This is a genomic window from Adhaeribacter pallidiroseus (assembly GCF_003340495.1).
GTDB classification, from domain to species: domain Bacteria; phylum Bacteroidota; class Bacteroidia; order Cytophagales; family Hymenobacteraceae; genus Adhaeribacter; species Adhaeribacter pallidiroseus.
This window is the reverse complement of sequence record NZ_QASA01000001.1, coordinates 336,335-362,290: the sequence shown is the minus strand read 5'-3', so window position 1 is coordinate 362,290 and position 25,956 is coordinate 336,335. Positions and strand designations below refer to the sequence as shown.

18 protein-coding genes and 1 tRNA gene are annotated in these 25,956 nt (G+C 43.9%); 9 read left to right on the top strand and 10 right to left on the bottom strand.

Going from position 1 to position 25,956, the window contains the following annotated elements:
* Positions 1-6 precede the first annotated feature (6 nt).
* The 4 genes from AHMF7616_RS01390 to AHMF7616_RS01375 are packed head-to-tail and all read right to left on the bottom strand — an operon-like array spanning position 7 to position 6,678.
* Positions 7-3,414 (bottom strand): efflux RND transporter permease subunit, encoded by a 3,408-nt coding sequence (locus AHMF7616_RS01390; RefSeq protein ID WP_199474046.1) that lies wholly within the window; start codon positions 3,412-3,414, stop codon positions 7-9.
* A gap of 8 nt (positions 3,415-3,422) precedes the next feature.
* Positions 3,423-4,556 (bottom strand): efflux RND transporter periplasmic adaptor subunit, encoded by a 1,134-nt coding sequence (locus AHMF7616_RS01385; protein ID WP_115371263.1) that lies wholly within the window; start codon positions 4,554-4,556, stop codon positions 3,423-3,425.
* A 34-nt stretch (positions 4,557-4,590) separates the two neighbouring features.
* Positions 4,591-6,060, bottom strand: coding sequence for a TolC family protein (locus AHMF7616_RS01380; RefSeq protein WP_115371262.1), 1,470 nt, complete (start codon positions 6,058-6,060; stop codon positions 4,591-4,593).
* A 3-nt stretch (positions 6,061-6,063) separates the two neighbouring features.
* Positions 6,064-6,678 (bottom strand): TetR/AcrR family transcriptional regulator, encoded by a 615-nt coding sequence (locus AHMF7616_RS01375; RefSeq protein ID WP_115375408.1) that lies wholly within the window; start codon positions 6,676-6,678, stop codon positions 6,064-6,066.
* A 410-nt stretch (positions 6,679-7,088) separates the two neighbouring features.
* Here AHMF7616_RS01375 and pheS point away from each other — a divergent pair, with 410 nt between their 5' ends.
* The 3 genes from pheS to AHMF7616_RS01360 all read left to right on the top strand — a co-directional run bounded on the left by pheS (position 7,089) and on the right by AHMF7616_RS01360 (position 9,096).
* Positions 7,089-8,114: a phenylalanine--tRNA ligase subunit alpha gene (gene pheS / locus AHMF7616_RS01370; protein WP_115371261.1), complete on the top strand. Its 1,026-nt coding sequence runs from the start codon at positions 7,089-7,091 to the stop codon at positions 8,112-8,114.
* A gap of 367 nt (positions 8,115-8,481) precedes the next feature.
* Positions 8,482-8,904 (top strand): Rieske (2Fe-2S) protein, encoded by a 423-nt coding sequence (locus tag AHMF7616_RS01365; protein ID WP_233507241.1) that lies wholly within the window; start codon positions 8,482-8,484, stop codon positions 8,902-8,904.
* A gap of 118 nt (positions 8,905-9,022) precedes the next feature.
* Positions 9,023-9,096: transfer RNA gene (locus AHMF7616_RS01360), tRNA-Asn, on the top strand.
* 207 nt (positions 9,097-9,303) lie between these two features.
* Here AHMF7616_RS01360 and AHMF7616_RS26140 read toward each other — a convergent pair.
* Positions 9,304-9,549, bottom strand: coding sequence for a hypothetical protein (locus AHMF7616_RS26140; protein ID WP_147275586.1), 246 nt, complete (start codon positions 9,547-9,549; stop codon positions 9,304-9,306).
* A gap of 250 nt (positions 9,550-9,799) precedes the next feature.
* Here AHMF7616_RS26140 and AHMF7616_RS01355 point away from each other — a divergent pair, with 250 nt between their 5' ends.
* The 6 genes from AHMF7616_RS01355 to AHMF7616_RS01335 all read left to right on the top strand — a co-directional run bounded on the left by AHMF7616_RS01355 (position 9,800) and on the right by AHMF7616_RS01335 (position 20,451).
* Positions 9,800-12,925 carry a SusC/RagA family TonB-linked outer membrane protein gene (locus tag AHMF7616_RS01355; RefSeq protein ID WP_115371260.1) on the top strand — a complete coding sequence of 1,042 codons (3,126 nt, stop codon included), beginning with the start codon at positions 9,800-9,802 and terminating at the stop codon, positions 12,923-12,925.
* Positions 12,926-12,946: 21 nt separating this feature from the next.
* Positions 12,947-14,596: a RagB/SusD family nutrient uptake outer membrane protein gene (locus tag AHMF7616_RS01350; protein ID WP_233507238.1), complete on the top strand. Its 1,650-nt coding sequence runs from the start codon at positions 12,947-12,949 to the stop codon at positions 14,594-14,596.
* Between the two features lie 91 nt (positions 14,597-14,687).
* On the top strand, positions 14,688-17,348 hold the full coding sequence (locus tag AHMF7616_RS01345; RefSeq protein ID WP_115371259.1) for an alkaline phosphatase D family protein: 2,661 nt from the start codon (positions 14,688-14,690) through the stop codon (positions 17,346-17,348).
* A 4-nt stretch (positions 17,349-17,352) separates the two neighbouring features.
* Entirely contained in the window at positions 17,353-18,669 is a 1,317-nt protein-coding gene (locus AHMF7616_RS01340; RefSeq protein WP_233507236.1) for an arylsulfatase, read from the top strand.
* Positions 18,654-18,908 carry a hypothetical protein gene (locus tag AHMF7616_RS26935; RefSeq protein WP_233507233.1) on the top strand — a complete coding sequence of 85 codons (255 nt, stop codon included), beginning with the start codon at positions 18,654-18,656 and terminating at the stop codon, positions 18,906-18,908. The genes AHMF7616_RS01340 and AHMF7616_RS26935 overlap by 16 nt, the downstream gene beginning before the upstream one ends.
* Entirely contained in the window at positions 18,898-20,451 is a 1,554-nt protein-coding gene (locus tag AHMF7616_RS01335; protein ID WP_115371258.1) for a sulfatase family protein, read from the top strand. The genes AHMF7616_RS26935 and AHMF7616_RS01335 overlap by 11 nt, the downstream gene beginning before the upstream one ends.
* Positions 20,452-21,124: 673 nt before the next feature.
* Here the strand turns inward: AHMF7616_RS01335 and AHMF7616_RS01330 are convergent.
* From AHMF7616_RS01330 to AHMF7616_RS01310, 5 genes are all read right to left on the bottom strand, one after another.
* Positions 21,125-21,931: a transporter gene (locus AHMF7616_RS01330; RefSeq protein ID WP_115371257.1), complete on the bottom strand. Its 807-nt coding sequence runs from the start codon at positions 21,929-21,931 to the stop codon at positions 21,125-21,127.
* Positions 21,932-22,052: 121 nt separating this feature from the next.
* A complete protein-coding gene (locus AHMF7616_RS01325) occupies positions 22,053-22,391 on the bottom strand; it encodes a transmembrane 220 family protein (protein ID WP_158546067.1) in 339 nt (112 codons plus the stop codon).
* 194 nt (positions 22,392-22,585) lie between these two features.
* Positions 22,586-23,650, bottom strand: a complete 1,065-nt coding sequence (locus tag AHMF7616_RS01320) for a glycoside hydrolase family 5 protein (RefSeq protein ID WP_115371255.1) — start codon at positions 23,648-23,650, stop codon at positions 22,586-22,588.
* A gap of 131 nt (positions 23,651-23,781) precedes the next feature.
* Complete coding sequence (locus tag AHMF7616_RS01315) at positions 23,782-25,020, bottom strand: MFS transporter (protein ID WP_115371254.1); 1,239 nt, start codon at positions 25,018-25,020, stop codon at positions 23,782-23,784.
* A 99-nt stretch (positions 25,021-25,119) separates the two neighbouring features.
* The gene (locus tag AHMF7616_RS01310) at positions 25,120-25,944 is read right to left on the bottom strand and encodes a 3-keto-disaccharide hydrolase (protein ID WP_233507231.1); all 825 of its coding nucleotides are present in this window, start codon (positions 25,942-25,944) and stop codon (positions 25,120-25,122) included.
* Positions 25,945-25,956: the final 12 nt, after the last annotated feature.

Genomic DNA, 25,956 nt, shown 5'->3' with positions numbered 1-25,956 from the left:
GTATAATTAATGAGTACTGTATTCTTCTACTAGATGCGGTTGCGGTTCTATCGGTTGCACGTGCTTTGGCTTCCGGCCTATTTTTAATTTAAAGCGTTCGCTAATTAAATACATAGCCGGTACTACTAAAAGCGTTAAAATCGTAGCAAAACTTAAGCCAAAGATAATCGTCCAGGCCAACGGTCCCCAGAACACCACACTATCACCACCCAGGAAAAAGTTTGGTTCAAAGTCGGAGAATAAGGTAAAGAAATTTAAATTTAACCCGATAGCTAACGGAATTAAACCCAGAATAGCCGCGGTAGCCGTTAAAATTACGGGTGTTAAGCGGGTTTTACCGGCCATTACCACTGCTTCGCGCAATTCGTATCCTTCCCGTTCGCGTAGTACATCGGCAAATTCCACGAGCAAAATACCGTTCTTCACCACAATACCCGCCAAAGCAATAACCCCGATTCCGGTCATTACAATCGAAATATTCATGTTAAACAAGGAGAAGCCCAGCAACACCCCAATCAAACTGAATACAATTTCGGACAATATAATGAGCGGTTTTGATACAGAATTAAATTGCGTTACCAAAATCAGGAAGATTAAACCAATAGAAGCCACCAACGCTACCATCAAGAAATCAGAAGTTTCTTTCTGATCTTCCTGCGCACCGCCAAACCTTACTTCATAACCTTCCGGGGTTTTAATGTTGGGGATTACCTGCTGAATACGAGCTACAATTTCGTTCGCATTGTACCCCTGCAACACGTTAGACGATATGGTAATTACCCTTTTTAAATTTTTGCGCCGGATACCGCCAAAAGTGGTAGAGTAATCAATTTTAGCTACCGACGATAACGGAACTTGCCGGATTGCGCCGCCCATGGCCATATCCCGGAAAGTAAGCCGCATATCCATCAACGCATCAATATTCTTGCGGTAAGGCTCAGCGTAACGCACTTGTATCGGGTATTCATCTTCGTCGCGTTTAAATTTAGAAGCTTCGGTACCAAAAATAGCGGTCCGCATTTCATCAGCTATTTGATGGGTGCTAATGCCTTCGCGGTTAGCCCGCACCCGATCGATGGCCACACTGATCTGCGGATTTTTATCTTCCAGGTCAGAGCGTAAATCTTCAATACCACCAATCTGCAACGAATCGATGTACCGTTCTACTTTGCGCGACACTTTAATCAAGGTAGCGAAATCTTCGCCGGAAACTTCGATACTTACCGGCTTACCTACCGGTGGGCCACCCTGCTCTTGGTCCACCACAATTTCGGCACCCGGAATGCCTTTTACAGCTTCCCGAATCTTCGTCAGGTAGGTAGAGGTAGATGGCCCGGTACGCTCCATAAACTCTACGAAGGCTACCGTAACTTTACCTTTATGCGACTCGGCAGTATAAGAAGGCTGCGTTGGGTCGCCGGCCCCAATGGCCACGTTCGCAATTACCGACTCCACATCCGGGTTGTTCTTCCCGATAACCGAATTAACCCGTTGCTCCACGATACTGGTTAACGAATCGGTTACCGCCTGGTCGGTACCTACCGGCAAGGTTAAGTATGCGTATACAAAATTAGGCTCACCTTGCGGAAAGAAATCGACTTTAGGTTGCCGCATGCCTGTAATTACAATTGAGGCAATCAACAGAAATACCACAGAACCTAGCACCAGCCAAGGACGGCTGCCTTTTAGTACCCCGCGCAAGGTGCGTTCGTACAAGTTCATGAACTTCGGCAAAACCTTGGTTTGGAAACTATTAATCCAGCCGGTAAATACATATTTATTTAATGCCACAAACAGCATAATAAATATGGTTAAGTTACCCATTCCTCGGAAACCAGCGATGTAACATAAACCGGCAAAAGCCGCCATTCCCAGCATAGAATACAAGAACGTTTTGCGCGCTTTTACCGGGTTTACTTCGGTTTTACCCATAAACGATACCGCAAATACCGGGTTAATAATAAACGCCACCAGCAACGAGGCCATTAAAGTAATAATTAAGGTAACCGGCAAAAAGTACATAAACTCACCCACAATTCCTGGCCAGAATAAAAGTGGCGCAAAAGGAGCTACGGTAGTTAAAGTACCCGCCAGTACTGGTACAAATACTTCGCCAGCTGCTGCTTTCGCCGATTTAATAATACTCCAGGGATGTTCGTGGTGAATGCGGTGCGTGTTCTCGATAACCACAATGGCATCATCCACCACAATACCCAAGGCCAGCAAAAACGCGAACAACACAATCATGTTCATGGATAAGCCAAAAAATGACAGCACAATAAAGGCCACGAACATGGAAATAGGTACCGATAAACCCACGAACAAGGCATTGGTAGTACCCATAAAAAACATGAGAATAACGGTTACCAGAATAAAACCGATAATAATCGTGTTGATCAGGTCATTCAGGCTGTGGCGCGTACGCGTAGATTGATCGCCGGTAATGGTAACTTTTAACTCTTTAGGCAGCGACTTGCCTTGCATTTCTTTTACAATGGCGTTGATTTTATCAGAAGCTTCGATCAAGTTCATGCCGCTCCGCTTAATCACGTTCAGGGTAACTACCGGTTTACCATCCAAGCGGGCGTAGCTTTCTTTTTCTTCAAAGCCATCGCGCACCGTAGCAATCTCGCGCAGCGGAATATTGGCACCCGGTAAGGATTTTACCACAATGTTCCCGATTTCGGTGGCATCGGTGTACTGGCCCACTACCCGCACGGCACGTTTCATTTCGCCTACCCCGATTAAGCCACCCGAACTTGTTACGTTTTCGGCTGCAATAGCTCGCTGAATATCGCCGAAAGTAACCTGCGCCGCCTGCATTTTGTACATGTCCACGTCAATCTGTACTTCCCGATCCAAAGCGCCCACAATATCCACCCGGTTAATTTCCGATAATGCTTCAATGCGATCCTGCACATTTTCGGCATATTGTTTTAACTTATCGCTGGAGTAGTCGCCGGACAGGTTAATGTACATAATCGGAAATTCCGAGAAACTTACTTCGTCAACACTTGGCTGATTAGGCATATTTTGCGGTAAATCAGGTTTAGCCCGGTCTACGGCATCTTTTACTTTTTGCTTGGCTACGTCTACTTCTATCCCGGTATTAAACTCTACCGTAATCATACAGAAATCCTGCATGGAGTTAGAGGTAACCCGTTTTACGCCCGATAAAGATTTAATTTCTTTTTCAAGCGGCCGCGACACCAGATTTTCCATATCCGAGGGTGAGGTGCCCGGGTAAATTACCCCGGTAATAATGGTAGGAATTACAATATCCGGAAAATTCTCTTTCTGGAGACTGTTGTACGACAGTAAACCGGCAATTGTCAAAATCACCGTCATGACGTAAATGCTGGTTTTATTATCAATGGACCAGCTGGTCGGAAAAAATTCTTTTATCTTTTTCATGCGCTTACTTAAAAGGTAACTGGTTGTCCTTCGTTCAGATTTTGGTAACCGGTCGTAATAATCCGGTCGTTAATCGCTAAGCCATTCGTCACTTCGGCTTTACCGGCGTAGCTCAGTCCTGTCGTTACTTTCTTTTTGCGTACCACATTCTGATTACCTTCTTTGGCAGCCACGTACACAAAATCACCGGATTCGTCTTTTTGCACCACGTTTACCGGCACTACCATGGCTTTCGATTTTTCGTAATCTTTCACCTTAATTAAAGCAATCATATTGGGTCGCAATTCCACGCGGGAACCCCCTTTAATGCTTAACTCCACCGGAAACGACCGCGACGAAGCATTAATGGCTTGACTAACCACGGTAACGGTGGCCGGAAATTCTTTGTTTATATCCGGTAAAACCACTACAGCTTCATCGCCTTTGTTTATTTTACCGGCATTCGCTTCCGAAATATCAGCCAGCACTTTCATGCTGGAGGTATTTACAATGCGGGCAATGGGCAAAGGCGAAGCCGGGTTTACCGCCTCTCCTTCTTTGGGATTAAACTCATCCACTACGCCGCTAATGGGAGCTTTTATATAATACTGATCTTTTTGCTGGCGCAGGGTAGCCAAACGGCGCTCTAAAGATTCCTTGTTATTCTTCGCGGTTAAATATTGAATCTCGGTGCCGATTTTCTGGTCCCACAAGCGTTTTTGTTTTTCGTACACGGTATTGGCTAGGTCCAGACCGGTGATTAATTCTTGCTCGCTGGTTTCCAGCACCGCCGCATCAATCGTAGCTAGAATTTGCCCTTTGGTCACGCGGTCACCTACATCTACCCGTACGCTGGTTAAAACACCGGGCACCTTGGGGGTTATGGTTACGTTCTGGTCAAAATCTACTTTTCCTTGTACTTCCAGATAATGATCAAAAGTTTTGGGTTCTATGGGTTGCACCACCACCTGCACCGCGGCGGCAGTAGGAACAGTAGCACCGGTAGTTTTAACTTTACCTTCCAGTTCGGCTATTTGGCTTTGCGTTTCGGCTTGTTGTTTTTTAAGAGCCTCCAATTGTTCTTCAGGAGTACCTCCCCCTTTAGAGCAAGCGGTAAAACCTACTAGAGCAGTTATTAGGGCTATGGTTAATTGTTTTTTCATATTTTTTTAAAAAAGTAAGTCCGTTTAAGGTGAATTATTTCTGTAAGTTTCCGGTAGCTTTCTGTAAATCTACTTTGGCAATGAGCGCGTCGTAGATGGCGGCGTAGTAGTTGGTTTGCGCTTGGCGCAGATCGGTTTCGGCGGTAATTACTTCCAGGTTAGAGCCTACTCCTTCTTTAAATTTTATATTGGTAACGCGGGCTACTTCGGTAGCTAATTCTAAGCTTTCTTTCTGCGATTTAATTACCTGCAAGGCATTTTGCAGATTAGTATTTGATTGATTCAGTTCCAGATCAATGCTTTGCTGTAAGGTCCGGAACCCGTTATCCAGCGTTTTTAAAGTAAGTTTAGCTTCCTGTATTTCGTACTTTTTGCGTAAGCCATCAAAAATAGGCACCTGTAAACTTACGCCCACAAAAGCAAAGTTAAACCAGTTGGGGTAAAATTTCTCCGCTACCTGGGTTTCAAAACGGGCCAAATCCCGGAAGCTATTACTGGAACCACTGTAACCATAGCGGCCATTTAATAACAACTTAGGGTAATAACCCGATTGCTTATTTTTAATATCCAGCTTGGCCAGGTCGCGCTGCGTTTCCAGAATTGAATATTCGATGCGGCGGCTGTAATCAAAATTACTATTAGCCACTATTTCGGCTTCTACTAAGGCGTTATCCAGTTTATCGGTTAGTTCCAAAGGCTGGCTCAACTCCATGCCCATCTGAAATTTTAATAAATTCACCCCCAAGGCTACTAAACGCTTGGCTTTTTCTTGTTCTACCTTTAAGTTATTAAAAGCTACCTGTAAGCGATCCACGTCTATTTTCTCAGCAAAACCCTGCTTGTAAAATTCGCTTGTTTCCCGCAGCTGGTTATCCAAACGGTCCAGATTGCGATCGAGCAGAGTTAAGCGTTCCCGCGACACCAAAACGCTGTAATAAGCTTTGGTTACCTGGTTTATCGTTTCAATTTCGGTTTGCTGCAATTGCTTTTGCGATAGATCGGTATACACTTTAGCGGCTTTTAAGCCAATCAGGTAAGCGCCATCAAACAGCAACTGACTCGCGGAAACAGTTGCCGAACCAGCGTACTGCAGACCAAATGCAATGGTAGTAGGTGGCAGAGGTTCGGTATTTTCGACAAACTCCGGCTTAAGCACTACATTCTGCCCGTTATTTAAAGTGTTTATATTTCCGGGAGTAATGGTTATTTGCTGGGTTCCGCCGCCGCCAAAAGTATTGGGGTCTAGTAAAGTTTTTTGAAGAATAACATTGTTACCTACGTCTACCCCGGCGTTAATCTGGGGCAAACCAGCCGAGCGGATTTGACCAATTCGGGCTTGCGCAATTTCGTTCTGCAACTGCGCATTTTTTAAATTTGGCTGATTCGCCAGGGCGTAATTAATGCTTTGCTGTAAGCTAAATGCTTGCGGTGCCTGCTGCGCCCGAACCGAAGCAGACCAGATTAAAACAGCACCCCATAAGAAGATGATTAATTGTTTTTTCATAATTTATTCTTGTTCAACTACTTGTTTATAGGTATTAATAAGTTTGTGTCCTTTTAAACTGGCAATACCCCGCATAAAATGCTCGATGGTAGCCAGCTGTACTTTTTGCAGATCAAATTTATCCGGCGGAAATAGCTCGGGATTATAAATATCTTCAATCTGGGCCAGCCTTAACCGGGCCATTATTTCCAAATCAAAATCGGTGCGGTACAAGCCCTGCTCGATACCAGCCTGCAGATTCCGGATAATCTGTTGCATAATAAATTTATTCTTATGCGTCGTCCAGATTTGCCAGGCTGGCTGGTGGTACTTTTGCAGATCATAAAAAACGGAAGGGTGCATGCCCGCCATTTGCTGCCGAATCATCTGCATGATTTGAAATAATTCTTCAATGGCATTTTTGGCCTCCGTACAAAAATGGCAACAATCAGCTTCCATTTTGCCTAAATGTTCTTGCAACATGGCTGATACCAATTGATCTTTGTTTTCGAACCAGCGGTATAAGGTTTTTTTAGAAACTCCCAAACTTAACGCAATATCATCCATCGAAACACTTTTAATTCCGTTGCGCATAAACAGTTTAAAAGCGGCTTGTAAAATCTTATTTTTGATTTCCATTTCTGTTGCCATCCGGCACAAAACTAAGGAAACTATTTTTGTTTCCAAAGTTTCCAAGCATAAACCTGAAAATTTAGTATTTGTTTTACGAATGGCCTTTTTCATTGCTGGATTTTGCGTTTATCTAACAAGAGTGGCATCTTTATTAGATAATTTATCATTTATTCGATTAATGCTTTAAAGGTACCGGCTGGCTAAAAAGCGAACAAGCTTGATTAAGCTAATGGGGTAAGATTTACCGGTAAAAAGCAGGAAATAGTCGGTGAAAATTTTACAGCGTTTATAATTATCAGGTAATCAGTTGCAACCTTAAAAAGCAAGGACTGGTTTCGGGTGGTTATATTACCAAAATACCGTTAGGCTAGTGTTTAGTTGTGCATCCGTTTCCGATAAATTGTATATTTGCAACCATGAAATTTGAAGAGATAACCCAGGTAGCCCAAGAGGTAGCAACCTACGAATTGGCTAATAAAGAACAACTGGAACAATTCCGAAATTTATATACCGGCCGGAAAGGTCGCATAGCCGATTTATTTGATGGGATTAAAAATGTGGCTCCCGAAGAGCGAAAAGCCTACGGACAAGAATTAAACGCCTTAAAAGAGCAGGCTGTTGCTAAATTTAAAGCCAGACAAGAAGAACTGGAAGCAGCCGGCACTAACCAGGTCGAGACTAATTTTGATTTTACCTTACCGGTTATCCCCCAAACGCTGGGTAACCGGCATCCATTAACTTTAGTGCGCGAAGAAATAATCCGGATCTTCGAGCGTATGGGCTTTAACTTGTCTGAAGGTCCCGAAATTGAAGATGATTGGCACAACTTCTCGGCGCTTAACTTTCCTGAAAACCATCCGGCCCGCGACATGCAGGATACCTTTTTCGTGGGGGAAGATGCTACGATGCTGTTACGCACCCATACCTCTAGTGTGCAAGTGCGGGTAATGGAAAACGAGCAGCCTCCTATTCGGACGCTTTCGCCGGGCCGCGTGTACCGCAACGAAGCTATTTCGGCTAGAGCGCATTGTATTTTTCACCAGGTAGAAGGCTTGTTTATCGACGAAAACGTGAGCTTCGCTGATTTAAAGCAAACGCTGTATTATTTTGTGCAGGAAATGTTCGGGGCTGATACCCATATTCGTTTCCGGCCTTCGTTTTTCCCATTTACTGAACCCAGTGCCGAAATTGATATTACCTGTTTAATTTGCAAAGGCACGGGCTGTAACATTTGCAAACAAACCGGTTGGGTAGAAATTGGGGGCTCCGGCATGGTAGACCCGGAGGTGTTAAAAAATTGCCAAATTGATCCCGAGCGTTATTCCGGGTTTGCCTTCGGGATGGGTATTGAGCGTATGGCCATGCTGAAATACCAGATTAAAGACTTACGCCTGTTTACCGAAAACGATGTGCGCTTCCTGCGGCAGTTTGAATCTTTGTAATCCGATAACATTTTATTTGCAAAACCTACAAGAGTAAATTTCTAAAATCTATTCCTGCAGGTTTTTTAAATTTTGTATTTCCAGAACAAAAATTTACTGCGTTATTCCAGAAACCAGCTTCTTAAGCAATTTATTTTAAAATTAAAGCAACAACGCAGGCTTTTACTATACAAGATTAGCCAGCTTCCCTCGTTTACAAGCTATATACCGGAAATGCAGAAAGTAATTATTATACCTTGTTCATTTACATCGTAGGCCTGTAGCTAAAAGACATTTTAGTTTTAAGATTGACCATTCTATCTTAGTCAGAACATGCAGACTACCGTAAAATTTAAGAATTCTGGCTTACGGACTTAGCTAAGTTTATATGAGTACTTTAAGGCTTCTTTTTTACTGTGGATTTCTACTCTTTTTAGCATCCTGCGACGAAAACCAGGATACGCCTTTCATTCCGAACGTAATCGTAAACGAGCAGATTAACTTAACCAATATCCAATACAATGCTCTTCGCCGCGACAATGGCTACGTTTATTTAAATAGCGGGGTAAAAGGCATTATTCTACTCCATCAAACCGGCGATACCTACGTGGCTTTTGAACGAAACTGCCCTTTTCAACCCTACGATGCTTGCGCCACAGTATCCATGGATCCATCCGGTTTTTTCATGACGGATTCGTGTTGCCAGTCAATTTTCGATTTAAACGGGTATGTAACCGGCGGACCCTCGCGCTACCCCTTAAGAAAATACAACACCGCCGTAACGGGTAACTTGCTTTACATCAATAATTAAATTTATTCATACTCAATCAGATGCAACTATTTTTAAATTTTTTCGAACAAACAGTTGCGCCACACCGGTTTTTGCCCTAATATTGCATCCGAATTCAACGTTAAACGAGTTCACAAACTCCTCCTTAGCTCAGTTGGTTAGAGCACATGACTGTTAATCATGGGGTCCTTGGTTCAAGCCCAAGAGGGGGAGCTTGAAAATCAGCCACTTACGAGTAAAATCGGCAAGTGGCTTTTTTTATTACATACAAGTTATATATTTTCATTTTAAAAGTGAAATAGGTAAAAAGAAGCAAAATAACCAAAGAAGGAAAAGCTTTGAAGTAGAGTAAAGTAACTTTTTAATCCTTCAAAATGGTAAACTTAACCACGGATAACACCGTTTATTGTTAATCCTTGCTTAAGTTGACCAATATTGGTTTCGCCAGTCTTCGTTGTCCGCCAGAGTTGCTAAATACTTTTTTAAATAATTAGTCCATCTTCTTTTCAGTTGCTCCGTCTGGGGGTGTACCTGCTCGGGAGCCAGCATAACCCAACTTAGGTAAGAGTGCTTGTAGTTATCGAGAAACACCGTTGGCTCTAGTACCCGCCGCGCCTGAAGAATACACCTTTTGGTAGCCGAGATACTCCGGCTTAAGAATTCCATTCACCCTTTTGGTTATTAGATTCTCCAATGGATTTCTGTTTTAAATAATATTAACTTGAAGACTAAAGAGTTTCAGTGCCTGACTCGTCTTAAATAAAGTTAGCATCAGTTTAAGTTTACCTTTATTAAATATACTATTATAAAAAGCTAATAAATACTTATAAGATAATTTGGATTATACATAATGGTTTGATTGATTTGTCTATTAATTCTATAGAGTTTTCAATAATAACTTTAATCTAATTGGATTATGAAAAAACTACTACAAAGAAGTAGTCCATTGTTAATACTGCTTGCACTTTTTCAAACAAACGTTTGGGCTCATGGATCGAATATTTCTTTCTCGCTCTTGTATAATACCGAAAATGGCGCAAAGCAAACCATGCAGGATACTCCGATTACGGGTAAGGTAACCTCTCCCACTGGAGAAATTTTACCGGGGGTAACTATTTTGTTAAAAGGAACCAATGTGGGAACTACCACCGCTAATGATGGATCTTTTCGTTTACAGGTTCCGGATAATAAAGGAATTTTAATTTTTTCTTTTATTGGCTACCAACCATTAGAAGTACCTCTGGATGGAAAAACTGCTTACCAGGTACGTTTATCGGAAGATGCTAAAACCCTGAATGAAGTAGTAGTGGTGGGTTACGGTACCCAGAAACGCGAAAACGTAATTGGCTCTATTTCGCAGGTAAATGCGGACAAGTTAAATAACCGGCAAACCACGCAACTTTCCAATGCTTTAACCGGGCAATTACCCGGGGTAACCGTAATTCAACGGTCGGGGCAACCGGGAGTAAACTCGTCGCAGGTTAATATCCGGGGAGTTGGTTCTTTTGGAGCCGGAACCGAACCGTTGATTATTGTGGATGGCATTCAGGCCGGTTCTTTTAACGAGATTGATCCGAATGATATTGAAACCATATCGGTTTTAAAAGACGCTTCTTCCGCGGCTATTTACGGGGCCCGGGCCGCCAATGGCGTTATTTTAATTACGACTAAAACCGGCAAATCCGAAAAGACCCGCGTTACCTACAACGGGTACGTTGGTTTTCAGAAAGCCACCGCTTACCCCGATTTAGTAAACTCCTGGGAGTACGCTCAACTGTTTAACGAAGCTACCGGCACCACCGCCTACAGCGAGGCCGATATTCAAAAATTTAGAGATGGCAGCGACCCGGATAATTTTCCGAACACCGATTTTATTGGGCAGGTTTTTTCAAAAAACGGCACCCAAACCGGTCATAACTTAACCATTAGCGGCGGTTCTAATAAAAACCAGTATAATTTATCGCTGGGTTACTTGTTTCAGGATGGGTTGGTGGTAAAAAATAATTATTCGCGCTACAACGTGCGGTTAAATTTAACGAACCAAATAAACAATAAACTTTCCGTAACCACCCGCTTGGCGGCTATTAATTCTTACGCTACGGAACCCGGCAGTCCGGCTACTTTAGATGCCAGTGGCGTTTTGGGCATTATTAGTTCGGCGGTACGTTACCCGGCTATTTACGCCGGCAAATTATCCACGGGGTATTATGGTTTGGGCGTGGTGCAAAAAGGAACGCCCATTTCTTTTTTAGATAGTGAATCTTTTACTAAAACCAAAAACCAGAACTTAACGGCCAATTTAAGGTTAGATTATCAAGTAATTCCGGACCTGAAGCTTTCTGTAATTGGTGGTTACAACCAAACAACCGGTCAGTTTAAACAACTCTTTGCTTCCCAAATTTTAAATCCGACGTTAACCTTAGGCCCTAATCAGTTAGTGCAAGGCAACAAAGAAAACGATTATAAAACCTTGCAGGGTTTAGCCGATTACAACAAACAAATCAACCAACACAACATTGGTTTATTGCTGGGTTACTCTTTCGAAAGCAACACGACCGATACGCTCTCGCTTTCCCGCGACAAATTACCCGGCAATGATTTAACCCAGATTGATGTAGGCGCCCCCGATAACCAAAAAAATTCCGGCACTGGTTCTGAATGGGCGATTCAATCCATCTTTGGCCGGCTGCGGTACAGTTTTGCCAATAAGTATTTATTAGAAGGTACTTTGCGCCGCGATGGTTCTTCTCGTTTCCCCACTTCGCGCCGCTACGCATTGTTTCCGTCGGTGGCAGTGGGATATCGCTTAATTGAAGAAAATTTTATTAAAGATAAAATCAGCTGGCTCACTGATTTAAAAATTAAAGGCTCTTACGGCATTTTAGGTAATCAGAACATTGCCAATTACCCGTACCAGCGCACGCTGAACCCCGGCGTTATCTACTCCTTTGGGGGGAACGTGGCCTCCGGCGTTGCTTTAACGCAGCTAACCGATCCCAATTTGCACTGGGAATCTACCCGCACCGCCGATGTGGGTGTGGACTTTAGCCTTTTCCGCGGAAAACTAAGCGGTAGTGCTAATTACTTTGATCGGTATACCTATGATATTTTGTATAAACCGGATGCCAGCGTTTCGGGCGTTTTAGGATTTGGTTTATCGCAGCAGAATACCGGGAAAGTTAAAAATCAAGGCTGGGAGTTTACCCTGGATCACCGCAACCGAATAAATAGTTTTGAATATTCCGTGCAGGGTAATGTAACCATCATCAACAATCAGGTTTTTGATTTAGGCGTAGGCAATATTCAGCAACCGAATGGCTTGGTGGGGAATGGGTCTAATTTATTTATTGGTCAGCCCATGAACGTTTACTATGGCTACGTGGCCGACGGTATTTTTGTAAACGAAACTGATGTAACAGGATGGGCCGATATGAAAGCCATTAACCCGGCGGCGAAACCCGGCGATATCCGCTACAAAGATATCAGTGGCCCCAACGGGCAACCCGATGGTAAAGTAGATGCCACCTACGACCGCGTTATATTGGGCAGTCGCATCCCAAAGTACAATTTTGGCCTGAACCTGGGCAGCAAGTACAAAGGTTTTGATGTAAATATTTTGTTACAGGGAGTAGCCAAGGTAAAAGGCATGTTAAATGCCTACGCGGGTTACGCTTTTAATAATTTCGGTACGGTGCAGCGCTGGCAAATGGATGAACGCTGGACGGCCGCTAACCCCCGAGCCGATGCCGGTTATCCCCGCTTAGAATTAATTTCCAACTCCGGTACTCCTAATACGCTCACTTCTTCTTTCTGGGTACTGGATGCTTCGTATGTGCGGGTTAAAAACGTTCAATTGGGCTATTCTTTACCAAATGCCTTAATCTCGAAAGCCGGAATTGCCGGAATACGCTTTTACCTGAGTGGTGAGAACTTTTACACCTGGAAAAAATACCGCAAAGGCTGGGACCCGGAAATTAATTCCAGCGGAGGTTTCTATCCTATTTTGGGTACCTACACCTTTGGTATCAACGCAACTTTCTAATTTTTTAAAAATTTACATAGAATGAAAAATATAATGCAAGCCTCTGGGCAGCGGTGGGCTTTCTGGTTAGTGCTTTTTACCTTTTTAACCGGTTGCGAGCAAGAACTGGATCAATCGCCTTTAGATAGATTTGATAGCGAAAATTTCTGGGTAAGTGAAGCGAATACGTACCTGGCACTTACCGGCGTATACCGGGGCAATATTAAAATAAAAGGCACCGAAACTTTACCGAGCGATTGGTGGTCTTACGCGGGATTGTTATTTACTGAATTTGCCACCGATAATGCGTACGATCGCCGCGGCGACAATTCGGCCTTTCATAAATTATCCAACGGTACTTTAACCAGCAACGTGGATATCCTGAACAGCTACTGGGCTAATAGTTACGCCAAAATTGCCCGGGCTAATTACTTTTTAGAAAATGTAGGAAAAGTAACTTTCAACGAAAACCGGAAAAAAAGATTTAACGCCGAAGCCCGGTTCTTGCGGGCCACGCAATACTTTTATCTGGCTCAATTCTGGGGGGCGGTACCTTTAGTAACCACTACCCTCACGCCCGAAACCGCCAACAAGGTTGCTAAAAACCCGAAAGCGGAAGTAGTAAAATTTATTTTGGACGAATTAACCGCAGCCGCTGCGGATCTGCCCCGCCATAAAGATATACCCAATCCGGAAAAAGGCCGGGCCAGCAAGCAGGCCGCTTTGGCTTTCGTGGGCCGGACTTTGCTCGGAGAAGCCCGGTACACCGAAGCCGCCGAGGTTTATAAAACCATTATTGATTTAAACGACAATATTATTGACCCCGACTACGCTGGCTTGTTCCAGACATCTAATGAAAACAGCAACGAAATCATTTTCAGTTCGCAGTTTCTGGAGAACCTTGCCGCTAACAGCATGAACCAGCATTTCTTTCCGGCCGTGGCGGGCGGTTGGCACATCTTCTGCCCGCTGGGCAGTATCGTGGAGTCGTATGAATTTACGGATGGAACCCCCTTTTCGTATACGGATGCCCGGTATACGGCCGCCGATATTGGCAAGGATCGCGACCCCCGGTTACGGTACAATATTATCTACAACCGGAATATTTTTAAAAATTTACGCTATGTTACCCATCCGGATTCGGCCGCTTCACCGGATCAGTTAGGGGCCGGTAAACAAACCACCCAAACCGGTTATGGCTTAAAGAAATTCTGTGACGAAGGCTTTTCCGGTAACTTAACTAATTACGGGGGTAACCTCCCGGTTATTCGGTACGCCGAAGTACTGCTGAGTTATTTAGAAGCCAAATTGGAAGCCGGCCAGCCTATTGATCAGGCTTTATTGGATGCCACTATCAACAAAGTAAGAGGCCGAGCCTCGGTGAATATGCCTCCCGTTACGGAGACCAATCCGGAAGCGCTGCGCCTTATTTTGCGCCGCGAACGACGCAACGAATTGGCCTTTGAGGGAATCCGGTACTGGGATATCATTCGCTGGAAGATAGGCGGCGAAGTATTAAAAGCCGATTTTTACGGAGCACCATTTCCGGGAGCCGTAAAAACGAAAATCAAAGGCAATACGCCCGATCCATTTAGCCGCTGGTATGTAACCACCCGCAACTTCCGTCCCGGCGTGGATGAGGTATGGCCTATTCCTCAAAGTGAAATAAACGTTAATCCGGGTTTAAAATAATTTCCGATAACCACACTTCTTTCCGGGCAGACTACCCATTGGAGATAGCCGGCTAGATAAAAATTTAAAAAAATCCGCATTTTATAGAAAGATGAACCGCAGGAAATTATTAAAAGCCATTACCCTGGGGGCTTTTGCGCCCAATATCGTGCTGGAGGCAAAAACCAAGGCAGCGCAAAACAATCTATCTCAATTAAGTTCTCCTGAACCGGAAATGGAGGCCGGTAAATCTGAATTAATAAGTAAACCTTACCGGAGTGACTGGCAGAACATGCCCGATAGGATTTGGACTGGCGAAGAACTATGGGCCCAGCGACTACAGGATTGGGGTATTCAAAAGGGGGAACTAGCTTGCCTGCTCAGCGGACCTAACCGCACCGTGCATTTGCTCACCCACCAATTAATCGAGAAACAAGCCGCTTTTACAACCAATGTAAATTTAAAGATTCTAAATACCGCCCATCCAAAAAAAGGCCATTTTGTTGGTTTTAAAGTAGGCATAAAAGGCAATTTTCCCGATTACCGTTCGGCCATTATAACCGGCAAAGGTTTAAACGTGGGCGTAAATACCGATGGTTCTTTATTTATTGGTCAGGCAGTATCCACCGGGGTAGTTTCTTTACCAAACCTGCAGGAAGGCATATTTTTAAAATTAACCGCTACTCCGGCGGGGAATCAGTTCATCCTGGAATTAACGGCTTCCGGAAACAATGGGAAGAAGCAACTGGTGACCATAAAAAACGAAAATATTCCGGCGGATAGTTTGGTGGGCAACATTGCCTTAATCAGCCATTTTGAACTGGAAACCCCGGTAGATACCCCTTCCGCTTCTTTTAATAACTGGCAGGTAACCGGCGACAAATTAGCTTATGCCCCGCAGCAGGTTTATGGCCCAATTTACTTTGCGCAATATACCGTTAACCATAATATTTTAAAATTGAGCGCTCAGTTGGCACCGGTAAATTTAACTTCTCAAAAGAAAGCTTCACTGGAGGTAAAAAGGGATGATAATTGGGAGAAAATTGCCGAGGTAATCATTCATCCCAAGGCCCGGGTAGCGGCCTTCCGGGTGGAAAACTGGCAAACGCAAAGAGCGGTACCTTACCGGGTCCGGTACGACCTCAGCTCCCGCAACGGTAAAGCAATGCCTTGTTATTACGAAGGCACCATTGCTGCCGAACCTACCCAAAAAGACCAGGTAAAGGCCTTAACTTTTAGTTGCAACGGGGATTTAGGATTCCCCGATACTGATATTGTTGAAAATGCCCAAAAGCACCAGGCCGATTTAATATTATTCTTAGGCGACCAATTCTACGAACGAAATGGCGATTTCGGAATTCAAACTGCTCCTCTGGATAAGGCTATTTTGGATTATTTAAGAAAGTGGGTGCAATTTGGCTGGTCGTACCGGGAGTTGTTCCGGCATATTCCTTCGGCCTGCTTACCCGACGACCACGACATGTACCACGGCAACATCTGGGGAAGTGGAGGAAGAGCCGCCATTAACGCTGCCACTAAAAATGATCGGCAGGATAGCGGAGGCTACCAAATGCCGCCCGAATGGGTGAATTTAGCGCAACTCTGCCAGACCAGCCACATGCCCGATCCGTTTGATGCTACCCCGGTGTTGCAGAACATTTCGGTTTATTACACGCATTGGCAATACGGCGGTATTAGTTTTGGCATTATCGAGGACCGGAAATTCAAATCTGCCCCAAAAGAAATATTACCAGCAATGGCCAATGTACGCAATGGCTACGCCCAAAACCAAACTTTCGACATTCAGCAATTTAAAGAACCCGCAACCGTTCAGTTACTCGGCGACCGCCAGCTTGCATTTTTAAAATCCTGGACGCAAGACTGGTCTAAAAATACCCAATTTAAAGTGCTGGTTTCGGCTACGCCCTTTATGTGCCTGCAAACTTTACCGAAAGGCACGCTCAACGACTCGGTAACGGGTAAACTGGAAATTCCGGAACCCGGCCAATACATAGCCGGTGATTTCCCCACCCGCGACATGGATACGGATGGCTGGCCGCATAATCGTCGCGACGAAGTGGTAAAATTACTACGCCAAAGTTATACCTTTCATATTGCCGGGGACCAGCATTTACCGAGCGTAGTACAGTATGGCGAAGACAATCATGGGGATAGTGGGTTTGTATTTGCCGCACCCGCTTTAGGCAATATTTTCCCGCGCCGCTGGTGGCCCCCCGTTTCGGCCGATCACCAGCATTTACCCGGGCAACCCGCTTATACCGGCAATTTTACCGATGGCTTTAATAACAAAATAACGGTTCATGCAGTCGCTAACCCCCACAAAACCAATAAAGAACCAGCCATTGTTTACGACCGCGTTACGGGTTACGGCGTGGTAACTTTTAACAAGCAAAACAGAGACATTGTAGTAGAATGCTGGCCCCGGTTTGTTGATCCGCTGCAAAACCCCAAAGGGCAATATTTAGGCTGGCCCGTAACCATTCAGCAACAGCAAAATTATAACCGCAAAGAAACCGGCTTTTTACCTCTTCTTAAAATCGAAGGTTTAACTAACCCCGTTTTAGAAATTATTCACGAAAAAACGAATACGCCGGAATACACTATCCGGCTGAACACGTCTACCTTTAAACCGAAAGTTTTTGGCGAGGGTCCTTACACCATTGTGGTAAGCGACCCGGATTTACAAAAGAAAAAAGTGTTGAAAGGAATTGTTGTAAAAAATACCCAAGAACCTATTGTTATTACCGTTTAAACTTATGCTTCATTTCACTAAAATAAAATTTTTTAAAAATTTATGGGTAGGAGCTTGTTTGCTGGCCGTTATTCCTCTAAAAGCCCGGCAACAGCAACAGCCAAACGCAGCTAAGCCCAATGTGATCTATATTTTAGCCGATGATTTAGGGTATGGCGAGTTGGGTTGCTACGGCCAGCAAAAAATTAAAACGCCGCATTTAGATAAATTAGCCCAGGAAGGAACCCGCTTTACGCAACATTATACCGGTACGCCGGTATGTGCCCCGGCTCGCTACAACTTATTAACCGGGCATCATGCGGGCAAGTCTTATATCCGGGGCAATTACGGTTTGCCGGGCTACGAAGAAAATAAAAACGAGAATGGTCAGTTCCCTATTCCGGAAAATACGCCTACCATAGCCACCTTATTTAAAAAAGCCGGCTACGCCACAGCGGCTATTGGTAAATGGGGCTTGGGAAATTACAATAGCACCGGTGACCCGCTAAAGCACGGCTTCGATTTGTTTTACGGTTACTATGACCAGCGCCATGCGCATAATTACTACACCACGCACCTCTGGAAAAACGGCCAACCAAATAAACTAAACAATCCGGTAATAAATGTACACCCGGAATTAAACAAAGAAGCCGCCTTAAGCCCGGAAGCAGTAGCAGCCTACCAGGGAAAAGAATACGCCATTGATAAAATGACCACCACCGCGGTCGAGTTTATTCAGGATAATAAAAATAAGCCATTCTTTTTGTATTTGCCCTTAACTTTACCCCACGCCGCTTTGCAGGTTCCCAGCGCCGATGTGCCTTTCTACGCCAACTTGTTTCAGGAAAAGCCGCAGGTTAACTGGCAAGGCGGTTATGTGCCAACGCTTTATCCTTTGGCCACGTACGCCGCCATGATTTCTTACCTGGATAAACAGGTTGGCATAATGGAAGAACAGTTAAAACAACTAGGATTGGAGCAGAATACCATCGTCATGTTTTCGAGCGATAATGGTCCGGCTTCGTCGGTGGGAGTAGATAATACTTTCTTTAACAGTGCCGGATCGTTAAGAGGCCGGAAGCAGGATGTATACGAAGGCGGCATCCGGGAGCCATTCCTGGCCAAATGGCCGGGGAAAATTCCGGCAGGAAAAGTAACCGACCATGTTTCGGCTACCTACGATATGCTGGCCACTTTCGCGGATTTACTAAATTTAAAAGCACCCGAAAATGACGGCATTTCGTTATTGCCTACTTTATTAGGTAACTCCAAAACCCAGAAGCAACACGAATTTTTATACTGGGAATACCCGGAAAAAGGGGGCAATTGGCGGTGCGAATAGAAAACTGGAAAGCGGTAAAAACGGGCATCCGAAAAAATCCGGGTACCGCCTGGCAGCTATACGATTTAACCAGTGACCCGCAGGAAAAAACTGACGTAGCTGGTCAGCATCCGGAATTAATTAAAAAGGTAGCGGAAATTGTTAAAAAAGAACATACGCCTACGGTGCGGCCCGAATGGGATATTTTTAATTTAGCCAGAAATACTAACCAGACCAAAAAAGAATCGAATGAAAATTAAACTAACTTCTTTCCTGCTGTTTTTTCTCACTTCGCTTCTAAGCTGGGGGCAGACGCCACCAAAACCAAACATTATCTTAATTTATACCGACGACTTAGGCTACGGCGACCTGAGCAGTTACGGCGCTACCAAAATAAAAACCCCTAACATCGACCGGATTGCCCGGGAAGGTTTGCGCTTTACTAATGCCCACGCTACTTCGGCAACCTGCACCCCATCCCGGTATTCCCTGCTTACCGGCGAGTACGCCTGGCGTAAACCCGGCACGGGCATAGCCGCCGGTAATGCGTCTTTAATCATCGATCCCCAGCAACTCACTCTGCCCGATGTCCTGCAAAAAGCTAATTATAAAACCGCCGTAGTGGGCAAATGGCATTTAGGATTAGGGCCGGAATCCGGCCCCGATTGGAACGGCGAAATTAAACCGGGTCCTTTGGAACTAGGCTTTAATTATGCCTATATTTTACCCGCCACCGCCGACCGGGTACCCTGTGTTTACGTCGAGAATCACCGGATTGTAAACCTCAATCCCAAAGATCCCATTCAGGTAAGTTATACAGATCCGATCGGGAAAGAGCCTACGGGAAAAGATAATCCGGAGCTGCTGAAATTGAAGCCATCGCACGGCCACAACCAAGCCATTGTAAACGGCGTGAGCCGCATCGGTTACATGGCCGGCGGAAAGGCGGCCCAGTGGATAGATGAAGATATGGCGGATGTTTTAACCAAAAAAGCAGTCGGTTTTATCACTGAAAATAAAGCAGCGCCATTCTTCCTGTATTTTGCTACCCACGATATTCATGTACCCCGCGTACCGCATTCCCGTTTTGTGGGTAAAAGCGGCTTAGGTTTAAGAGGCGACGCGCTGCTGCAACTAGATTGGAGTACCGGCGAAATATTGAAGATTTTGGATGAACTTAACTTAACCCAGAACACCTTGGTTATTTTTACCAGCGACAACGGCCCGGTGCTGGACGATGGGTACGTAGATGAGGCAGTAGAAAAGCTGAATAACCACCAACCTGCCGGCCCGTTGCGGGGCGGTAAATACAGCGCTTTCGAAGCCGGTACCCGGGTACCATTACTGGTCCGGTGGCCCGGTCAGGTACAGCCTGGGGTTTCCGAAGCCTTGGTAAGTCAAGTCGATTTTTTAAAAAGTTTTGCCGCGCTGGTTGGCCAACCCGTTACGGAGGAGCAGGCACCCGATAGTTTTAACCAGTTAGATGCTTTATTAGGCAAAAATAAACTAGGCCGGAAATACTTGATCGAACAATCGCTAAATAACACTTTATGCCTGATCCAAGGAAACTGGAAATACATTGAACCGTCCGATGGCCCGAAGATTAACAAGAATACGCAAACAGAATTAGGGAATGATCCTACTCCGCAACTCTATAATTTACAACCGGATATTGGTGAAAAGAAAAACCTGGCAGCTACTAACCCGGCAAAATTGAAAGAATTAGCTACTTTACTAAACTTAATAAAGAGAAAAACAGAATTGTTGATTCTAAGTTATAAATTAAAAAAATACAAAATATAAATTATATTAATAAATAATCCAGGATACAGTTAAAGTACCTTCCTTACCAGTAGATTTTATCTTTCTATACTATGAATTGGTATGATAACTTTAATTAAGACTATCATAAGTTCTAAAGTACGAACTAGATTAAATAAAATTCCGCAGCTATAAATGATGAGTTAAATCTATGTTAATCAATTTAATTGTGCATTAAAGACGGCGTTTTTTGGGGCGTAGTAAATCGAAAAATCACCTATTTGAAAGCTTCATTGTTACCTTTTATCTCAAGTGATCTTATAAAAGTTTACCTCGCACTGTAACTCCGAACCCAATAAGCGGTTTCGTTTTACTAAAGGTTAAATAGTTACTCTTTAACCTTTAGTAAAACGAAAATTCCAATGCACGCGGACCTTTTGTATGATAATAGCTTCTTGTTCTTTACTGATGGGGCTTTGTTAATCAAACACTGCTTTAAACGATAATGCTTCTTCAAAGTATTTCGTTTACTATCAAGTATTCGCTACTATTTGTTTAGTTTTTGCCGCCAGCAACTTATTAATTGCTTGTCTTATTTTCTAATAAGTGCTTTGCCGAAATTAATTTAGACTATCATTGGTGATATCGTACTGATCATCAAATGTATACAAACCGAACAACGAACAACTAATAACCAACAACTACTTATAAGTAATTAATGCGGTACCCGCCAGGTAACACCGGCAGCGGTATAATAATCCGGTGCTTTTTCCGAAACGCCTACTCCTCCCAAAATATCAAATTGTAAATTTGGCACTAGTTTAAACATGAACCCACCTGCTATACTATTTTCGGCGGCTTGCTGGTGCGTTTTAAATGCTTGAAATTCGGCGAAACCTTGCAGATTTTCGGTTAGATGCACAATAGCCGACGCACTGTAGAGCAATTGCACTAAATAATCTGTTTCTTCTTTGTGTTTGCGATAACCAAAGTTGTATTGTAACTCTACCTTGTCCGAAAAGTGCGAATTAAACAGCATTTGAATGGAAGGTGCAGCATGGGGCGGTCGATATTCTTTTAGGCCAACGGGCAATGATAAAGAAGCTAAAACACCAATATCCGGAATAACTCCTTTGGCTTCTACCAAAGCTATTTTGGTACCTATTTGCACATTATCAAAACCCCGTTCTTTAGCTTCCGAGATGGTGGCTCCTGGTTTCGAAGTTAGAGTTTGGTTTTCCTGTTCAAAATCAAAATTAATCCGAAGCTCTGCTTTTTTTAAAATTCCTACCCGAATCAGGGTAGTAGGGTACAAATAATTTCTGGTTTGTTCGTTATCTGATTTCTCTTTTTCATAACCTAAGCCGGTTTCTAGCTGTAAGGTGCGTTGCGGAATAACGGTGGCTGCTTGCGTAAAATTAGGCCGATCTGAATCTAGTTCCGGTGGTTCGGTGCTGGATTGAGCGACTGCCGCCTGAGATATAAGACAAAATAGACTTGTTACGAGTAACGTATATTTCATAGCTAAACCAAAAGAATATAGTACAAGTACGTTTAAACCAGCGCTAAGATATAGCCTTTGCTATTTACCTTTTAAAACCAAAAAAGCCGGTTTAAGCCGGCTTTTTTTAAATTTTTAACTATTAAGTTATAATGCGTTTAGTTCGGCTCAACGACAAAAAGTAAATAACCAGGGTAAAACCAGCAATGGCTAAACCTAAGGACTCGCGGCCTTCTTCAATGTTTATGGTTTTCATGCCGTGCTGCAAGGCTACTCCTTCCCAGTGCGCGGGCCACATAAAAAAAGATCCGGCAAAGTAAACTAAGGCTAAAACCAATAAAATACCTTTTAAAGCATTAGTTCCTCGCCCAAAGTAAATCAGCAGCGATATGGCAGCCGGTACCAGGTAAATGGGCATCCAGTAGTAAGGGTCCGGATCGTTGTATTGCACAACGGTAGCGTATAAAAAGGCAACCGTCATTATTAAACAAAAAATTCTTAAAGGGCTCATAGGGCATCAATGGTTTATAAATTTAGGCTAAAAATAAACTTTGTTCCAGTAAATAAAACTGATTAAAATCAGGATATATTCTTTTCTACACCAGAAAAATTTAAAAAAATGCAAGCCAAACTGCCTATTCCTGTTTTATACTATCAATATAGAAATAGCTAAAATTATTTTGGATTTTTCGCCTGTAATTCTTCCCGGACAAACAAGCCCGAAGCACTTATTTCAGAATTTAACCAGCCTCCGGTTGGTTTAGCTCCGGGCTTTAAAGCCGCCGAAGTTTCTTCTTTATCGGCCAGAGACCAGTTACACCACGAGATTTTGTTATCATCTAAAAATTTCCACCAGGCTTTGGTCTCGGCTTGGTCAAGCACGCCGTTGCCGGAGGCTTCGCAAGTACCAAACTCGGTTACTATGAGGGCAATGCCTTTGTTTAAAGCGCGGGCAGCGGCATCGCGAAGGCATTTTTTGTGCGTAGCCGCGTAAAAGTGCAAGGTATACGCTACATTCGGTTGTTTGATAGGATCTTCGGCAGCTTCTTCCACTTGCTGCGACCAATTACGGGTACCACAAATAATGAGATTATCCGGGTCGTGCTGCCGGATAGCACTAATAACCGCTTCACTATAAGGCTTTATAACACCCGACCACGATACGTTTAAAGGTTCATTAAAAATCTCATAAATCACGTTGGATTTATCGCCGTAGCGCTGGGCCATCTCGGCAAAAAAAGCTTTGGCTTGTTCGGTATGCTTTTCGGCTTCATGGTCGTGCCAATCGATAATTACGTACAAACCTTGGGCTATGGCGGCATCTACTACCGTTATTACTTTTTGCTTTTCTACTGCCGGATTTTTTAAATATCCTTCGTAATCCACAGCCATAGCGGCCCGCACCACCGTGCAACGCCAATCATCTTTTAACCATTTTATGGCTTCGGGGGTGTAGTATTTCCCAATCCACTGGCTCCAGAATAAAGACATGCCCCGCAACTGCACCGGGTTATTATTTTTATCGACTATGCGGTTACCCTGCACCCGCAACTGCCCGAATTGCGCCACCGCATTGGTAATGGTATTTACATTAGTGGGTGGGGCTGGTGTTACAGGAGTTGGCGTAGAACTTACTTCTGGTTCTTTGTTTTGGCAGCTACCAGCGAGAAGAAGCCCACCTATTAGTAAATACCGGTAGGTTGTGTAAAAAATATTTAAAAATAACCGGCTTTTCTTCATCCCGAACATTTTTTTAATTTTTGCTTAGAAGTAGGCTAATACTAAAAAAGGCTGCCCAAGTGTAGCAGCCTTTTCTTTAGATAAATTAAATTTTAGTAAAAAGCAGTTTCTCTCGAAATAGTTCTTTGCTTTTAGTAGTGGCCAGCCATTTGCATTTCTTTCGTTTTTTTAGAATTTCTTTGCCAGAAAAACAAAATGGTAAACAACACAATTAAAATTACCGGGAAAGTTAACATTTTTTGCAAAGTAGCCTGCCCGGTAGCTAATTCCAAGGCACTACCAGAAAGCCCCTGAGCTGTATATGCCGCATTGGAGCCCTCAATCCAGCCGCCAATAATGGGCTGAAAAATACCCGATGAAAACATACCTACGGCCCCAATAATGGACATACCCAGGGCGCTACTTAAAGGTACTCTTTGGGCTACAGCACCCACCATTACCGGCCAGAAATAACAATAACCTAAAGCATAAATAACAGCGGCCACATACGCCATAGAACCCGTTACGGTACTAAACATGTAAATACCAATAGCGGCAAAAACGGCGCTGGCCAGCAAAACTCCTGTTTGCCCCAATGTTGCCACCACCGGACCGGCGAAAAATCTTCCTACTGTTACTAAGCCGGCGGTTAACGCTAAAATCAACATTGGGTCGGCGCCGCTACTGCCCAGAATAATGCCTACCCATTGGCCCGGACCAAATTCGGTAATAGCGGTTAAAGCCATACATACAATCAGGAAGATATACAAAGGGCTGAGCATCGCCTTTATATTTTGGCCCAGCGAGGTAGCCACTTCTACTTGTGGTTTCGGGAAAGTTTTTCCTAAAAACAAAATAAAGTAAGCAACTGCCGGAACCATAATTACGCCCATTTGGGCCTGCCAACCTAAACCGGCTTCCGACATGAACTTGGAAATGAGTGAACCCATAATAATACCGCCCGGGAACCACATGTGAAATCTATTCAGCATTTTGTTCATGGTTACCCCGGAATACATATCCGCAATCATGGGGTTACAAGCGGCTTCGGTACAGCCCGTGCCCAAACCGATACACAACATTGAGATAAGTAAACTCACGTATCCGGTAGCAAAAACAGTGAGCAATACTCCCAGGGTATGCGCTACAAAAGCGATCCGCATAATGTTTTTGGGCCCCAGTGAATGATAGACTAAGCCCCCTATTACCATGGAAATAGGAAAACCAAAAAACCACATGGAATTGATAAGTCCTAGTTGTACGTCGTTCAGATTAAAATCGCTACGAAGCTGGGTTAAAATACCGGCCCTGATGGAATAAGATAAACCAGTAGTAATAAGGGCAAAGCAACTCCCGTAAAACAGAGCGTTTTTATTAATGTTCTCGTTCATTATAATTTAAGTTTAGTAGTTTTTTAAATGTTGACGTTCCTGGAAATTAAAAAAGGAAGCCCTTTAAATCGTAGCGCTTCCTTTTGCTGATAGCTAATATTATAGCTGCCGGATTTTTAAATTTTTAAACCATACCTTATCGCCGTGGTCTTGCAGGGCAATATGGCCTTTTTTAATTTTACCATAACCCGGCATAGCAGCAAATTTACTTTCTTTCACTAAAGCTTCCCACTCGGGGCTACCTAACTGATACTCTACCACCTTTTTGCCGTTCAGCCAATGCTCTACGTGGCCTTTATTTACCACTAATTTCACGCTGTTCCACTGCCCAACTGGTTTTACGGCCGGGGTTGCTACCGGAATCATGTCGTAATTAGCACCCGCTTGGCGGTTGCCGTTTTTACCTTGTTTGGCATCGGGGTGCCGTTCATTATCGAGTACCTGCATTTCCGGGCCGGTATGGTAGGTCGCCTGGTATTGCGGATCTTCCGATACATTATAAATAATACCGCTATTACCCCCTTCCGATATCTTCCAATCTACCAGAAACTCGTAGTTTTCGTACTGGTTTTTTGTAACTAAATCGCCCCCGCCTTTACCCACTAAAGCTATCGCCCCCTCTTGTACGCCCCAGCTATCCGGCACCGTTTCTTTCCGAAAACCGCGCCATTGATTAATGGTTTTTCCATCAAAAAGTAAGGTATAACCGGCTTTTTTCTCAGCGGGGGATAAGGTATTATCCACCATAACCTTGTTTTTTATAGCTTTAGACATAGCCAGTTGTTGATCAGAAGTAGTAGGCGCTATCGTTTGAGGAGTGGGAGTTACCGCCTTAGTAGGCTGTTGCGTTTGAGCCACTCCTGGGTACGATATGGTTGCCGCTAAAGCAGCCAGCAGTTTTACTTTTTTAAGACTAATTTTCATTAAAGCTTTGTT

What these genes read in the sequence shown, in the direction of transcription:
- AHMF7616_RS01375 (WP_115375408.1), bottom strand. Translation starts at nt 6,678, where the DNA reads ATGGAAATCAAAAATAAGATTTTACAAGCCGCTTTTAAACTGTTTATG.
- AHMF7616_RS01310 (WP_233507231.1), bottom strand. Translation starts at nt 25,944, where the DNA reads ATGAAAATTAGTCTTAAAAAAGTAAAACTGCTGGCTGCTTTAGCGGCA.
- AHMF7616_RS01385 (WP_115371263.1), bottom strand. Translation starts at nt 4,556, where the DNA reads ATGAAAAAACAATTAACCATAGCCCTAATAACTGCTCTAGTAGGTTTT.
- AHMF7616_RS01350 (WP_233507238.1), top strand. Translation starts at nt 12,947, where the DNA reads ATGAAAAATATAATGCAAGCCTCTGGGCAGCGGTGGGCTTTCTGGTTA.
- AHMF7616_RS01355 (WP_115371260.1), top strand. Translation starts at nt 9,800, where the DNA reads ATGAAAAAACTACTACAAAGAAGTAGTCCATTGTTAATACTGCTTGCA.
- AHMF7616_RS01325 (WP_158546067.1), bottom strand. Translation starts at nt 22,391, where the DNA reads ATGACGGTTGCCTTTTTATACGCTACCGTTGTGCAATACAACGATCCG.
- AHMF7616_RS01330 (WP_115371257.1), bottom strand. Translation starts at nt 21,931, where the DNA reads ATGAAATATACGTTACTCGTAACAAGTCTATTTTGTCTTATATCTCAG.
- AHMF7616_RS01365 (WP_233507241.1), top strand. Translation starts at nt 8,482, where the DNA reads ATGAGTACTTTAAGGCTTCTTTTTTACTGTGGATTTCTACTCTTTTTA.
- AHMF7616_RS01340 (WP_233507236.1), top strand. Translation starts at nt 17,353, where the DNA reads ATGCTTCATTTCACTAAAATAAAATTTTTTAAAAATTTATGGGTAGGA.
- AHMF7616_RS01335 (WP_115371258.1), top strand. Translation starts at nt 18,898, where the DNA reads ATGAAAATTAAACTAACTTCTTTCCTGCTGTTTTTTCTCACTTCGCTT.
- AHMF7616_RS01315 (WP_115371254.1), bottom strand. Translation starts at nt 25,020, where the DNA reads ATGAACGAGAACATTAATAAAAACGCTCTGTTTTACGGGAGTTGCTTT.
- AHMF7616_RS01390 (WP_199474046.1), bottom strand. Translation starts at nt 3,414, where the DNA reads ATGAAAAAGATAAAAGAATTTTTTCCGACCAGCTGGTCCATTGATAAT.
- pheS (WP_115371261.1), top strand. Translation starts at nt 7,089, where the DNA reads ATGAAATTTGAAGAGATAACCCAGGTAGCCCAAGAGGTAGCAACCTAC.
- AHMF7616_RS01345 (WP_115371259.1), top strand. Translation starts at nt 14,688, where the DNA reads ATGAACCGCAGGAAATTATTAAAAGCCATTACCCTGGGGGCTTTTGCG.
- AHMF7616_RS01320 (WP_115371255.1), bottom strand. Translation starts at nt 23,650, where the DNA reads ATGAAGAAAAGCCGGTTATTTTTAAATATTTTTTACACAACCTACCGG.
- AHMF7616_RS26140 (WP_147275586.1), bottom strand. Translation starts at nt 9,549, where the DNA reads ATGGAATTCTTAAGCCGGAGTATCTCGGCTACCAAAAGGTGTATTCTT.
- AHMF7616_RS01380 (WP_115371262.1), bottom strand. Translation starts at nt 6,060, where the DNA reads ATGAAAAAACAATTAATCATCTTCTTATGGGGTGCTGTTTTAATCTGG.